Raw genomic sequence first — 15,050 nt, forward strand, 5'->3', positions numbered from 1 at the left:
AAAAACAAAAATAACAAAAAAAACGACTGATAGAAAGATAATACGCAGGAAGATTCCCCACTCAAAAGAAGCTAACCTTCGCTAGCTTCTTTTTTGAAACGTTGATGCACGTTGTGAAGAATCTTCCCCAAAATTCTTCTCACCTGTATTATAACTGGAAATCGTTATTTTCTCAACTATTTGCACGCGTGTGGAACCTTATCAGACAAGGCTTTTCGTGTGGGATTTCACATGATAGAGGGATTTTTTTGTTTTAAACAAGGAGACGCTATCGTCAGAATTCGAGTTAAAAAAAGTGTTCGTTTGAATTTTTCGACTTTTCACACAAAATGAATAAAACAAACGCTTACATACTGGAACTTGCGCTTAGAACCATGTACTTAAAGATTGCTTTATGATAAAATAATGAAAGAATCTTTAGAAAATGAGGAGTTGTGGAAATGGGGAAAAAATATACAGTTGCGGTTGTTGGCGCAACAGGTGCCGTTGGAACGAAAATGCTCGAATTATTACAAGAGGTAAATTTACCAATTGAACGTGTGAAAGCCTTAGCTTCAAAACGTTCAGCCGGTAAAACATTGGCTTTTAAGGATCAAGTACTAACAATTGAAGAATTAACTGCCGAATCATTTGAAGGCGTTGATATTGCGTTATTTAGTGCAGGTGGCGGCATTTCTGAAATTTTCGCACCAGAAGCCGTCAAACGAGGAGCCGTGGTGATTGACAATACGAGTCATTTCCGTATGGTTCCAGGCATTCCGTTAGTTGTGCCCGAAGTGAATCCGGAAAGTTTAAAAACGCATCAAGGCATTATCGCGAATCCTAACTGTTCAACCATTCAAATGATGGTCGCGTTAGAACCGCTTCGTCAAGCCTTTGGGTTAGATAAAATCATCGTGTCCACGTATCAAGCTGTTTCGGGCGCAGGTGCGAAAGCGATTGCCGAATTAGAAAATCAAGTACAAGAATACTTAGATGGTAAACCATTAACGGAATTAACCGCGACTATTTTACCTTCAGGTGGCGATAAAAAACATTATCCAATCGCCTTTAATGCGTTACCGCAAATCGACGTCTTTGGCGAAGAGGGTTACACGTTAGAAGAATGGAAAATGATCAATGAAACGAAAAAAATCATGGGCGATGAGAGCATTAAAGTGGCAGCGACCTGTGTTCGAGTACCAATCGTTAATGGCCACTCGGAATCCATTTATATTGAACTGAAAGAAGAGACGACAGTTCAAGCGATTCAAGAGATTTTGGCTAAAGCGCCAGGTGTGGAATTAGTCGATGATCCAAGTCAACAACGCTATCCACAAGCGATTGACAGTATCGACCAAAAAGGTACTTTCGTGGGTCGCATTCGACGAGACTTAGATAATCCTAAAGGGTTCCATCTATGGGTTGTTTCAGATAACTTACTCAAAGGTGCAGCCTTAAATTCGATTCAAATTGCGGAAAAAATGCATGAATTAGCGTTAATTTAATTAGCGCTATGAATGTTAGAGGAAAACTGGAAGCAACCATTGTTCCAGTTTTTTTTGATTTTCAAGGAGCACAGATACTTTTTCCTGATATTTCGTGTATAATAATAAGTGATGGGATTTTTTTGTCAGAGAACATAAATAACCAATAAAAAATAAGAGGTGAACAATTTGAGTTCAATTAAAATTATTCCTTTAAGCGGTGTCCGAGAAAATGGAAAAAATTTGTATATCGCCGAAATTGAAGAGGAAATCTTTGTTCTGGATTGTGGCTTACGCTATCCAGAAAATGAATTATTAGGAATCGATACGGTCATTCCAGACTTTACGTATTTAGAAGAAAACGCGGATCGTGTAGCAGGCGTCTTCTTAACTCACGGGCATGCCGATGCGATTGGTGGCTTACCGTACTTACTCGAAAAATTAGAAGTGCCAGTCTTTGGAACGGAATTAACGATCGAGTTAGCAAAACTTGCGGTACAACGCTATGAACCATCCAAACATTTTAAAGAATTTCATGTGATTGACTGCAAAACCGAAATTGATTTTGGCAGTTCTGTCGTGTGTTTCTTTAGAACGACACACTCCATTCCCGATTCAGTTGGGATTAGTTTAAAAACATCCGAAGGTAGTATCGTTTATACCGGTGATTTTAAATTTGATCAAACGGCGATTCCGATGTACCAAACAGACTTTGCACGTTTAGCAGAGATTGGACAATCAGGCGTTTTAGCACTACTTAGCACTTCAAGTAATGCGGAAAATCCAGCGACGGTCGCTTCAGAGTTACAAATTGCCGATGAAGTCTATGACAACATTCGCTACTGGGAAGGTCGTATTATTGTGGCCTGTGTCGCAAGCAATTTACAACGCCTGCAACAAGTACTGGATGCTGCGTATCGCTCCGGTCGTAAAGTTGTTTTAACGGGACAAGACTTTGGTCGTATCATTAAAACAACCATGAAACTCGGCAAATTAACGTTACCCGATGAAAACTTACTCGTCACGTTAAAAGAAATGAAAAATTATGCCGATGAAGAAATTCTGATTTTAGAAACGGGACAAATGGGTGAGCCCATTAAATCCTTACAAAAAATGGCGAGTGGCTCGCATCGCGCGGTTCGTGTGAAAGAAGGCGATTTAGCCTATATTGCGACGACACCAACGATTGCCATGGAAACAGTCATGGCCAAAACCGAGGATATTATTTATCGCGCAGGTGGAACAGTTAAAACCATTTCCGATAATTACCGTGTCTCCGGTCATGCAGGTCCCGCTGATTTACAATTTATGATGAATTTCATGAAACCAAAATACATGTTCCCAATTCAAGGTGAGTACCGCTTGCTTTCAGCACATGCGAAATTAGCCGAAGAAGTCGGAATTCCAAAATCCAATATTTTTATCGCAGCACGCGGCGATATTTTTGAGCTGATCAATGGCGAATTTAAACTATCAAGTTCCGTGCCATCTGACAACATTATGGTGGATGGAATTGGTGTTGGCGATATCGGAAACATTGTCTTAAAAGACCGTAAAGTCTTATCAGAAGATGGTATTTTTGTGGCAGTTGTGACGATTAGCCGCCGTGAAAAACGAATTCTCTCAAAACCACAAATTACCACTCGAGGCTTTGTCTACGTAAAAGCCAACCGTGATTTGTTGCGTGAAGGTAGCGACATGGTCGAACAAATTGTCGAAAAACATTTAGTCGATCCAGACTTTGAATGGGCAAAATTAAAACAAGATATTCGCGACCAGTTAAGTCGTTTCTTATTTGACCAAACGAAGCGTCGTCCGGTGATCTTACCTGTTATTATGGAAGGTAGCCAACGCAATCGTCGTCGTTAAGAAAAACAGCGATTGAAGAGACAAAGGTTCGATGGTACAATGAATGCGACAAAAATCAGAGGAGTGTTTAAATGTTCAAGATTATCCGAGTGAAAGACGCTGAAGAAGGCGGAAAAAAAGCGTTTGAACTGATTAAAGAAGGAATCGAAAATGGCGCGCAAGTGCTAGGACTCGCGACCGGTAGTACACCTGAAACGTTATACCAAGAAATGGTAAAAAGTGATGTCGACTTTTCAAATTGCGTCAGCATCAACTTAGATGAGTACATCGGTTTAAGTGGCGATAACGATCAAAGTTACCGGTACTTCATGAATAGCCATTTATTTAACCAAAAACCATTTAAAGCAACGTATGTGCCAAATGGTAAAGCCGAAGATTTAGCGGCTGAATGTCGTCATTACGAAGAAATATTAGCGAATCATCCCATCGATATTCAAATCCTTGGTATTGGCGAAAATGCCCACATTGGTTTTAATGAACCTGGTACGCCGTTTGACGCGCCAACACAAGTCGTTGAGTTAACAGAATCAACGATCAACGCGAACAAACGTAACTTCGAAAAAATCGAAGACGTCCCAACAACAGCCATTTCAATGGGGATCGGCTCAATAATGAAGAGCAAAAAAGTGATCTTAATCGCTTATGGTGAAGCAAAAGCAGAAGCGATTGCAAATACCATTAACGGCGAAATAACAATTGACGTGCCTGCAAGTGTGCTCCAAAACCATCCAGATGTGACCATCATCCTTGATGACGCAGCTGCAAGCAAATTAGCGTAATAACGATCGAATCAAATCCTTAGGAAATCTTTCCTGAGGATTTTTGTTTTTATCTTTTTATGTAGCTTTGCTAAATTGTGTTGATGGAATCGCGCGCTCCCCTACGAAAAATCGCCTTGTGGTGGAAGCTGCGAGACCGCTTCGAGCCTTGGTCTCTCAGCTCGAAAGCTTCAAACTCTAGGTAAGTGCTAAAGCACGAACCTAGAGTAATTCACATTTCGTCTTTTAACGCAGCTGACACAAGGCATTTTTCTCCGGCTCGCTAGTGCTTAATCTCTTTTTGATGCTTAATCTGTTAAAAATAAAAGAAATGATAGAAGAAAGTAGTTTAGCGATGATTCCATCATTATTAGAAATAATCTATTCGAAAAAAGTGTTGAAGAATGATCTGAATATTAGTCATCAACACTAAAAGTTATACAACCGCTTTATACGATGGCTAAAAGTCAGACGAATACGAAATCATCAAACACACTTTGTTCACTGCAACTAATTTTTATCTTTTCTAGTCAAAGTACCAACGTAATAAATGTTTTATCCTCAAAATCTCCCACAGATACCAATCCTCTTTTTCTGTGAAAAAAATGAGTGAGAGGGGGAAACTGTTATGTAAGGAATATTTCTAATCGTTGGTCTGACTTTTTACATCGCTTTTTTTATCGAATGAAAAGATTCAGGAAAAATTCTTCACCGCTTAAAATGAAAATATGGTAAGATAGATGAGATAGATTTTCATAGGAGGGGTCACATGAGTTTTCAGGAATTAAGTAAAAAAATCAATGTTGATATCGTTAAAAGTATTTCACAATTAAGTGAAGAAGCGGCGGCTTTTAAAGCAGCACGCGATGAGGAATTAAAAGCCATTATCGAAGGGAAAGATTCACGCTTTTTACTCGTTATTGGTCCTTGTTCAGCGGATAACGTCGAGGCTGTTGTGGAATATGCGAAGCGTTTAGCCAAATTACAAGAAGAAGTGAAAGATAAAGTCTTTATCGTGCAACGGGTTTATACCAATAAACCGCGGACGAATGGCGATGGCTATAAAGGGATGATGCACCAACAAGATGCGTCACCTGATGGCGAAATCAATTTGATTCGTGGTATGGTAGCCGTGCGTAAAATGCATAAACGGGTCATCACCGAAGCTGGCTTAACGACAGCCGATGAAATGCTTTACCCTGATAACTTGAAATTTGTGGATGACCTCGTAAGTTACCACGCGATTGGTGCGCGTTCGGTGGAAAACCAACAACACCGTTTTGTCGCAAGCGGACTCGATTTTCCAACCGGCTTAAAAAATCCAACAAGCGGCAATCTTAATGTGATGTTCAATGGCATTTATGCCGCGCAACAAAAACAAGAACTTATGTACAATGGTGTCGAAGTGGCAACAAGTTCGAATCCTTGGGCGCATGTGATTTTACGTGGTGGCCTAACGGATACGGGTGAAGTTGTACCGAATTACCATTACGAAGACTTAATCAAAGTCATTGAACATTACCAAAAGAGTCAATTAAAAAATCCATTTGTGATGGTCGATACGAACCATGACAACTCAGGCAAAAAATACAAAGAACAAGTGCGGATTGTCCAAGAAGTTCTCCGAAATCGTTCGTGGAATGAAGACATCAAACAATACGTCCGTGGCTTTATGATAGAAAGTTACATAGAAGATGGCCGTCAAGAACCAGGCGGTGGCGTATTTGGTCAATCGATTACCGACCCATGCTTAGGATGGGAAGAAACAGAAGACTTAGTCCGTTATATCGCCAAATACTGCTAAATGGTTGTGGTCTTCTTCGAAAGAAAACAACGAAGTGCTAAAATACGCAAGGGCTGTGACGAATGTCATAGTCTTTTTTGTTCGCCCAGCATGGGCGAACTCTAACTACTCGATTTATCCATGAAAGGCGATCACATCCGTCTAGCATTTGCTTCAAAAAGGCGACGTTTCTTTTTCAATTGATAATGTCCAAAGCTAAAAAATCGTGAGGCTTCCTAAATTCTCTTTGAATTTTTCGAATCCTAGTATTTGTATCTTTGATAGAATCTGTTACAATGTATTTATTATGCTGTACTTATTTATTCCGAGTTAAGGACTACGAATGTTGATGTGACCGAAAAATTACATGAAACAGTTTTTTTGAAGCTGTCACTATTTTCAGAAAGAGTTGAAACGAAAAAGTAAGGGTGGGGAAGAAAGAGATGGCGACAAAACATGATTTAATTATCGCTCACATTGAAAATTTACCGGTAGGCGAGCGGATTTCGGTTCGTGGAATCGCCAAAGAACTGGATGTCAGTGAAGGCACGGCTTACCGCGCCATTAAAGATGCCGAAAACAGTGGCATCGTCTCGACAATTCAACGAGTAGGAACCATTCGAATTGAACGAAAATTAAAAAAACACATTGAGAAATTAACCTTTGCTGAAGTCTCCAAAATTGTTGAAGGTGAAGTCCTTGGAGGATCAGCAGGATTAGAGAAAGATTTAAATAAATTTGTGATCGGTGCGATGGAAGAAAAAGCAATGGAACGTTACATCACTCCTGGATCGCTCATGATTGTCGGTAACCGAACCAATGTTCAAAAGCTCGCTTTAAAAGAAGGCGCTGCGGTGTTGATTACCGGTGGGTTTGAAACGACTCCCGAAATTGAGACGATTGCCGATGAACAGGCCCTACCGATCATCTCGACTACGTATGATACGTTCACGGTTGCAACGATGATTAACCGAGCGTTAAGCGACCAATTAATTAAAAAAGACATTTTACTCGTCGGTGATATATACATGCCACTTGATAAAACGCAATACTTAGAAACGACCGAGTTAGTCAAAGATTATAAAGCATTATCTGAACTCACGACCCATACACGCTTTCCTGTCGTGAACAAAAACCGTCGCGTCGTCGGGATTGTCACAGCCAAAGACGTCTTAGAAAAAAGTGATCAACAAGTCATTGAACGCATTATGACCAAAGATCCACGGATGGCAAAAAAAACGATGAGTGTTGCATCTGTTAGCCATCAAATGATTTGGGAAGGTCTCGAAGTGATGCCAGTTGTGACGGATGATTTATCACTTTTAGGAATTGTGACGCGTCAAGATATTATGAAGGCGATGCAATTAGTCCAACGTCAGCCACAAGTTTCCGATACGATTTCCGATCAAATCGCGGGTCAAATTCAAATGGTGGAATATGACTTTGAAGGCAACAAGCTAGAACAGCCGGAGTTTCGTTTTATCGTCACGCCACAAATGGTGAATGAACTCGGAACCATCTCGTTTGGCGTGTTAAGTGAAATCATCGCCAGTGCGGCCAAACGGAGCTTATTAATTAATCAACGTCGGAATACTTGGATCGAACAAGTCAATTTGCATTATTTCCGTTTAATTCAACTGGAAAGTGAAGTTGTGTTACGACCGAAAATTTTAGAATTTGGCCGTCGCTCCGCGAAACTAGACATCGAAATTTTTATCGAAAATTCACTAGTCGGCAAAGCCATCGTCGTCTGCCAAGTTATGGAAAGACCATAGAAAGAAGGGAAACACTATGAAAATCGAAAATCAGATTTTAGCAACGATTAAAGCCTACGAGACCATTATCATTCATCGTCATCAACGTCCAGACCCCGACGCACTGGGATCGCAAGTTGGGTTAGCTGAAATCATTCGGGCAAGTTTCCCCGATAAATTCGTCTATCAAGTCGGAGGTCCGATTGATGGACTCGATTTTCTAGCAACCATGCAACCTATTACCGACGAAACGTATGAAGGCGCGTTAGTGATTGTCACAGATACCGCTAATACGCCGCGCATTAGCGATGAGCGTTACCTATTAGGCGACAAACTCATCAAAATCGACCATCATCCAAACGATGAACCTTATGGGGATCTTACTTGGGTGAACACCAAAGCAAGTAGTTGTAGTGAAATCATCGCGGACTTTTGGCAATTTTTTGCCGATGAATTAACGATGACAGAAAATGCCGCGCGGTTATTATATGCGGGTATTGTTGGTGATACGGGACGCTTTTTATACCCAAGCACGACAGCCCACACCCTTAAAATCGCGGCAGATCTACGAGAGTTTGACTTTGATGCGACGCGCTTAAACCGTCAGTTATCACAATTCCCGTTAAGTGTCGCGCGCTTAGCAGGCTACGTGTATAATCATTTAACACTTGATGAAAATGGTGCTGGTAAAGTGATTTTAAGCCAAGCAATCTTGCAAGAATACGGTGTGAGTGATGCAGAAACATCAGAAGTCGTGCCACTTCCTGGCGCAATTGAAGAAGTGGTTGCGTGGGCGATTTTTGTCGAACAACCAGAAGGCTACTATCGCGTTCGCATGCGTTCCAAAGGGCCTGTTATTCACACGATTGCCCAGCGTCATAATGGCGGCGGACATCCCTTAGCCAGTGGTGCCAATGCGAAAGACTTAGCCGAAGTCGAAGTCATCTATCAAGAAATCAAAGACGCGTGTCGACCAGAATCATTATAATACTAGGTTGTGGCCAAAAAATATTTCCAAAGCTTAGCAAGCGATGATTTTTAAACGCGCTTATAAAAACTGTTGTTCGTTCATTCGATTCGAGCAACGGTTTTTTTTGCATTCGGACAATCGCCTTAGTGTTTAAGAATAGTTGGGGCTAATTCGAGCAAGCTTACAAGAGGTACAATAATAATTGTGGTTTGATAATTGTTATTGTTGAGGAAGAATATATCATAAGATCCTGCAACGCTTTTATTGGGACAGTTCATTTTTAGTATTAGTATTAATGAAGATATCGTCATAAGGTTTTCTTTTAGTATTTATTTTATTTTTTGACAAGACAAGTATCAAAAAGAGAATCGACACTAGCGGACCGGAGAAAAATGTCTGGTGTTAGCTACGCCAAAAGACGAAATGTGAATGACTCTAGGTTTGTGCTTGAGCACTTAGCTAGAGTTTGAAGCTTTCGAGCTGAGCGTCACGCGGAGGCCTGATACTGTATCCGTCACTCGCTTTGCTCGAACGGCGTCAGCAATCCTAGGCTCGAAGCGGTCTCGCAGCTCACCACACAAGGTGATTTTTCGTAGGGTAGCGGGCGATTCCATCACCACCATTTGACAACGAGAAATAGGATGTTTAGCAAGAAATACAATCATTAAAGTTTACAAAGTCACACTTTTTCTTTATAGTGTAATTATAAAGCGTTATCAAAAAACGATATTTTATTGGAGGGAAATGTTATGCCGAATAAATCAAAAGAAGAAGTCTACGCAGAACGTCAAGATGATTACAAGCAAGAGAAAGAAGCAATTTTCCGTGAAGCGCGTGAAGCAGTTGCTGCAAATGAAGAAAAAGAAAAAGAAGAAAAAGCGGACGATCACGAGTAATTGTCCTAATCCACAATGTGAATATGACCAACGTGAAGTCTGTGCATCCTTACGATGTGCCAGACTTCACGTTTTTTTATGGTTTGCTCAAACGAATGATGCTTGTACAGTAGATAAATTAAATGCGATGAAAGGCCTACGTATCAATGGGATGATCCTATCCGTTCCGTATTCATCTCAGACATTTTTCGATCAATTCTATCTCCACGAAAACACCAGACCAAAAGTTTGTGAAACTCTTTTCTTTTTCGAGAAAATCGTGGTATACTAAAGTCTAATTGAGAATGATTCTTAATAGGAGGATTCATGATGGAAATTGATTTTTCAAAATCATTGTACGAACTTGTCAGTCAATACCCAGAAATTAAAGAAATCATGCTGGGAATTGGCTTTAATGAAATTACGAAACCAGGGATGTTACAAACTGCCGGGCGCTACATGACCATCCCAAAAGGAGCAAAAATGAAGAAAATCCCGTTAGAAACGATTATTCAGGCGTTTGAAGAAGCGGGTTTTCAGATTGTGGGGGAAAAAGAATGAAAGAACGAACAAAAGAAGAGCGTCAAAAACGGATTGTGGAAATTTTATCCTTACTGCATGAAGGTGGATCATTTGAAGAAGCGAAACGCTTGTTTAACGAAGAATTCGACGGGGTAGATGTCACTGAAATTACGTCAGCTGAGCGCGCACTCATCCAACAAGGGATGGATCCAGCTGAAATTCAGCGTCTTTGTAATATTCACGCGGCCGTTTTTAAGGGTTCAATTAATGACATTCATCAGTCGCATGAATCCCATGGTCAGCCGGGCCATCCTGTTCATACGTTAAAACTTGAAAACCAAGTCCTTCAATCGCTCTTAACCGATGAGATTGATGGCTTGCTAGCCAAAATTCAACAAGGCGATTGGTCTTATCAAGAACGGTTGATTGCGGCGTTAACGGATTTGCAACAAATTGAGAAACATTATGCGCGCAAGGAAAATTTAATCTTTCGTTACATGGAAAAATACGGCATTACCGCACCACCGCAAGTCATGTGGGGCGTGGATGACGACATCCGCCAAATGATCAAAGAGACGTTGGCCTACGCAAAAAGTGAGAAAGTTGCCTGCAATCCGCTGATCGAAAAATGGGAAAAAACAAAAGAAGAAATCGAAGAAATGATATTCAAAGAAGAAGAGATTATGGTACCGATGACGTTGGACGTCTTTTCCTTAAGCGATTGGGAACGCATCGCCGCTGATAGTCAGGACTTTGGTTATGCGTATATTGCCGAACCCTTACCTTGGAGAGCCGATCAAGCAGCTTATGAAAAAGAAGCCGAGCGCGAGCCGGTGCGTCAGCTGGCGATCCAAAGAGCCAAAGAAACGACCGAAGAAATTGCCAAAAACCTTACACCGTCTACCGCATCTGATTCCCAAGAAGACCATTATGAATGGGAAGAAGCGCCGCAAGTCGATCAAGTTGTCTTTCCAACGGGCATCTTAACGCTCGATCAACTCGTGGCCATTTTCGAAAATTTACCGGTTGATTTGACGTTTGTCGATGCCGAGGATTGCGTCCGTTTTTATTCGGAAGGCCCTATTCGGATTTTCCCACGGACAAAATCGGTCATCGGACGTGCCGTGGTCAACTGTCATCCACCAAAAAGTATGCACATGGTGGAAGCGATTCTGACGGACTTTAAAGCGGGCACGCGTGCCCAAGCTGATTTTTGGATTGATCTAAAAGACCGCAAAATTTACATTCGCTATTTTGCGTTGCACGATTCGCAAGGCCAATACTTAGGGTGTCTAGAAGTGACGCAAGACATTACCGACATTCAGCACATCACCGGACAAAATCGGTTGTTAGAAGGCCATACACCTGATTCAGTAAACGACGAGAAAAACTAAATACACGAAAGAACCGAGCGAAAGAGTTTTTCGTTCGGTTTTTTTGCGTGTAAAAAAACCTCGAGCGTAAACGCAATCCGCAATCAAGCATGAATGTAGCCATTGACTAAAAAAATAAAATCGTTGCATTTTAAGGAAGAGAAGCGTAAGATAGAATTAAAGTTTAGGTATACCTAGAAATTTAATGAAGGAGCGCTGAAAATGCTAGAAATAAAAAATATCTCTGCTCGTTACCAAGGCAAACAACTTGCCGTTGAAGCCGTCAGTTATACCGTCGAAGAACCAAGTATTATCGGGATTATCGGACCAAACGGCGCTGGAAAATCAACGTTAATCAAAGCGATGCTGAATCTCATCGATCATGAAGGCAGTCTCACTTTAAACGGTCAACCGTTAAAAACCTTTCAAAAAGAAATTGCCTATGTTGAACAAAAAAGTGCCGTCGATTATACGTTCCCGATTACCGTAAAAGAATGTGTTTCACTCGGACTGTATCCAAAAAAACGTCTCTTACAGCGCTTGACCACAGCCGATTGGCAAAAAGTCGAAGAAGCCTTAGCCGCGGTTGATATGCTGGAATACGAAGAACGTCAAATAGGCGAACTTTCCGGTGGGCAATTCCAACGAGTGCTGATCGCCCGAACGCTCGTCCAAGAAGCAAGTTTCATTTTTTTAGATGAACCATTTGTCGGCATTGATGTCGTCAGCGAAGGGATTATTATGGCGTTACTTCGTCAGATGAAAGAAGAGGGGAAATACATTTTTATCGTGCATCATGATTTATCGAAAGTCGCGACGTATTTTGACCAATTGTTACTCCTCAATCGCAAACTGATTGCCTTTGGACCGACAGCAACAGTCGCAAAAGCGCCATTATTACGCCAAGCATTTGGCGAACAATTACTTGTTTGGGAGGCGAAATAAGATGATTCAAACCTTTATCCAAGGCTTAAGCGACTACCACTTTTTACAAAACGCCTTGATTACTTCGGTTGCAATCGGGATTGTGGCCGGTGCGATTGGCTGTTTTATTATTTTACGCGGCATGTCTCTAATGGGCGATGCGATTGCCCATGCGGTCTTACCGGGTGTCGCGTTGTCGTATATTTTAGGCATTAACTTTTTTGTTGGGGCGATTATTTTTGGGATTATCGCGTCGCTCTTGATCACCTATATTTCCAATCATAGTATTGTCAAAAGCGACACGGCCATCGGGATTACCTTTAGTTCATTTTTAGCATTAGGGGTCATTTTAATTGGGGTTGCCAATAGTTCGACCGATTTATTTCATATTTTATTCGGGAATGTTTTAGCTGTTCAAGATAGTGATAAATGGTTGACGATTGGGATTGCCGTGCTCGTCGTAGGCGCGATTGTTCTCTTTTACCGTCCGTTACTCTTAACGTCGTTTGATCCCATGATGGCCAAAGCCTTTGGGATGAACGTCCAAGCGTATCACTACTTACTGATGTTACTCTTAACGCTTGTTGCCGTAACTGCCATGCAAAGTGTCGGAACCGTTTTGGTGGTGGCGCTACTGATTACGCCCGCTGCAACGGCCTTTTTATACACGAAACGTCTTAGTCGCATGATTATGCTCTCTTCATTTTTAGGAGGATTGGCTTCTGTCGTCGGATTATTTATCGGCTATAGCTTAAATATTGCAGCCGGTTCAAGTATTGTCTTGACCGCCGCTTTCTTCTTTGTCTTTGGCTTCTTTTTATCCCCACAACAACGCCAAAAACACGGCAAGAAAAGTCTCGTCAAAGCAGGAATGGCTGTCAGTTTAGTTGCAGTTGGCTTATTCTTCTATCAAAGTGTGCATCCGACTACTAGTCAAAACGATCAATTAAAAGTCGTGGTGACCAATGCGATTATCGCGGATATGACCAAAGAAGTCGGGGGCGATAAAATTGATTTACATAGTCTCGTTCCGATTGGTAAAGACCCACACGATCACGAAGTTTTACCCGAAGATATTCGACGCGCAACGAATGCGGATGTCATCTTTTTTAATGGTATGAACCTGGAAACAGGCGGTAACTCATGGTTTACCAAACTCATGAATAATGCTGATAAAGTCGAAGGGCAAGATTATTTTGCCGTGAGTGAAGGGGTTGCGCCACTTTATCTAGAAGGAGCGAACAACGAAGGCAAAGAAGACCCGCATGCGTGGTTAAGTTTGGCCAATGGGATGATTTATGTCGAAAATATTGCCCGCTACTTAAGCGAAAAAGACCCAGACAATCAAGCTTACTATCAAGCCAATGCTAAAAACTATTTAGCCAAACTCGCAACGCTTCACGAAGAAAGTCTAGCACGCTTTGCCCAAATTCCAGACGCCAAAAAGCTGATTGTCACAAGTGAAGGTAGTTTTAAATATTTTTCAAAAGCGTACGGCATCCCTTCTGCTTACATTTGGGAAATTAATACCGAAGAAGAAGGCAGTCCGGAACAATTACGGACACTGGTTGATACCCTTAAAGCTTCGCAAGTACCAGCACTTTTCCTTGAAAGTAGCGTCAATCCAAAACCAATGGAGAGTGTCTCAACAGATACTGGCATTCCGATTTATAGTCGGATTTTTACCGATTCGATTGCGCCAGCGGGAGAAGTCGGGGACAGTTACTACGATATGATGAAGTGGAACATCGAACAAATTAGTCAAGGCTTAACGCAGTAGCACGCGGCAACGCACTAAAAAATTCGTCCGTGAAAGCGACAAAAAACAGCAAAAAAAAAGCACCACTAAACGAGGCGCGTCCTAAGATCGAGGGCGTCGGTTAGTCGGTGTTTTTTTTCTTTGTTTCAGGGGCCAAATGATAATAATAGATCATTGGCTTTCGAGCAAAAAAGCGGCGATTCATTAAACCAGGATAAATCGAGAGCAACGTCTTTTTGCCGATTTGATACAAGCCATGGGTGAATTTTACGGAAACATCTTTTGATTGTTCCGTGCCCGGTTTCACCGGATGACCCGTCAAAATTAAATCATAGTCTGTCAGATTCGCGACTCGTTCCACGTGATGGGCCTCATGGACGAGTAAGACTTGCCACGTCGCAATTTTTTTCTCAAAATCATACATCGGTTTTCCAACTAACGTATCATCCAGTCCCACAATCCGCAGCGAAACATCTTCTCGTATCACGAACGTCTCTTCATTAATTAACGGCGTGAATTGACCTTCTTTTAACACCTCTTTGACAAAATATTGACCGTTATTTACATAGTCTTGATTCCCAAGAACGGCGAACGTCCCAAGTGGCGCGTTAAAGCGTTTTAACTTCTCCGTCAAAAGATGCGTTTGACGATGCGGCCAACGGGCATAGTCGTCAATTAAATCACCAGTCGCGACGATCACATCGGGTTGCCTTATAATCGTCGAACGAATCAACGGATTGATCAGATGCGGCTTCCGACGTCGCCCAAAGTGCGTATCACTGAACTGCGCAATCACCAAATGGCTCGCTTCGGCGTATAAATCATAGGCTTTTGAAATATCTAGGATTTTTTGTTTGTTCTTGTGAATTAAATAATGAACTTCGTGGGCTTTTTTGGGTTTTAAGAAGAGCCAGAGGATAGAAAGCAGGCAGACAATTAAAATAACAGGATATATGAAGTCAAGCATGCCGAGGCCTCCTTTTATAATCGAATTTAG

Annotated in this window: 12 protein-coding genes; 11 read left to right on the forward strand and 1 reads right to left on the reverse strand. The window is 41.5% G+C overall.

The features are described from left to right. The first annotated feature begins 440 nt into the window (after window positions 1–440). From IGI68_RS06665 to IGI68_RS06715, 11 genes are all read left to right on the forward strand, one after another. Window positions 441–1,487 (forward strand): aspartate-semialdehyde dehydrogenase, encoded by a 1,047-nt coding sequence (locus IGI68_RS06665; RefSeq protein WP_438731599.1) that lies wholly within the window; start codon window positions 441–443, stop codon window positions 1,485–1,487. 168 nt (window positions 1,488–1,655) lie between these two features. Continuing rightward, on the forward strand, window positions 1,656–3,335 hold the full coding sequence (locus IGI68_RS06670) for a ribonuclease J (RefSeq protein ID WP_438731602.1): 1,680 nt from the start codon (window positions 1,656–1,658) through the stop codon (window positions 3,333–3,335). A gap of 71 nt (window positions 3,336–3,406) precedes the next feature. Then, a complete protein-coding gene (locus IGI68_RS06675) occupies window positions 3,407–4,114 on the forward strand; it encodes a glucosamine-6-phosphate deaminase (RefSeq protein WP_071875757.1) in 708 nt (235 codons plus the stop codon). A 748-nt stretch (window positions 4,115–4,862) separates the two neighbouring features. After that, window positions 4,863–5,897, forward strand: a complete 1,035-nt coding sequence (locus tag IGI68_RS06680; protein WP_438731606.1) for a 3-deoxy-7-phosphoheptulonate synthase — start codon at window positions 4,863–4,865, stop codon at window positions 5,895–5,897. Window positions 5,898–6,319: 422 nt separating this feature from the next. Next, window positions 6,320–7,651, forward strand: a complete 1,332-nt coding sequence (locus IGI68_RS06685) for a DRTGG domain-containing protein (RefSeq protein ID WP_438731609.1) — start codon at window positions 6,320–6,322, stop codon at window positions 7,649–7,651. A 16-nt stretch (window positions 7,652–7,667) separates the two neighbouring features. After that, window positions 7,668–8,618: a DHH family phosphoesterase gene (locus IGI68_RS06690; protein WP_438731612.1), complete on the forward strand. Its 951-nt coding sequence runs from the start codon at window positions 7,668–7,670 to the stop codon at window positions 8,616–8,618. Window positions 8,619–9,349: 731 nt separating this feature from the next. Then, window positions 9,350–9,496 carry a hypothetical protein gene (locus IGI68_RS06695; RefSeq protein ID WP_438731615.1) on the forward strand — a complete coding sequence of 49 codons (147 nt, stop codon included), beginning with the start codon at window positions 9,350–9,352 and terminating at the stop codon, window positions 9,494–9,496. Window positions 9,497–9,802: 306 nt separating this feature from the next. After that, complete coding sequence (locus IGI68_RS06700; RefSeq protein ID WP_438731618.1) at window positions 9,803–10,036, forward strand: DUF1858 domain-containing protein; 234 nt, start codon at window positions 9,803–9,805, stop codon at window positions 10,034–10,036. Next, on the forward strand, window positions 10,033–11,391 hold the full coding sequence (locus IGI68_RS06705; protein ID WP_071875233.1) for a DUF438 domain-containing protein: 1,359 nt from the start codon (window positions 10,033–10,035) through the stop codon (window positions 11,389–11,391). Before IGI68_RS06700 ends, IGI68_RS06705 begins: the two co-directional genes overlap by 4 nt. 201 nt (window positions 11,392–11,592) lie before the next feature. Next, window positions 11,593–12,315, forward strand: coding sequence for a metal ABC transporter ATP-binding protein (locus IGI68_RS06710; RefSeq protein WP_438731621.1), 723 nt, complete (start codon window positions 11,593–11,595; stop codon window positions 12,313–12,315). 1 nt (window position 12,316) lies between these two features. Next, complete coding sequence (locus tag IGI68_RS06715) at window positions 12,317–14,074, forward strand: metal ABC transporter solute-binding protein, Zn/Mn family (RefSeq protein WP_438731624.1); 1,758 nt, start codon at window positions 12,317–12,319, stop codon at window positions 14,072–14,074. A gap of 100 nt (window positions 14,075–14,174) precedes the next feature. Here the strand turns inward: IGI68_RS06715 and IGI68_RS06720 are convergent, their stop codons facing one another. Further along, on the reverse strand, window positions 14,175–15,020 hold the full coding sequence (locus tag IGI68_RS06720; RefSeq protein ID WP_438731627.1) for a metallophosphoesterase: 846 nt from the start codon (window positions 15,018–15,020) through the stop codon (window positions 14,175–14,177). Between the last annotated feature and the right edge of the window lie 30 nt (window positions 15,021–15,050).

Source organism: Enterococcus sp. DIV1314a (assembly GCF_051713805.1).
GTDB classification, from domain to species: domain Bacteria; phylum Bacillota; class Bacilli; order Lactobacillales; family Enterococcaceae; genus Enterococcus_I; species Enterococcus_I aquimarinus.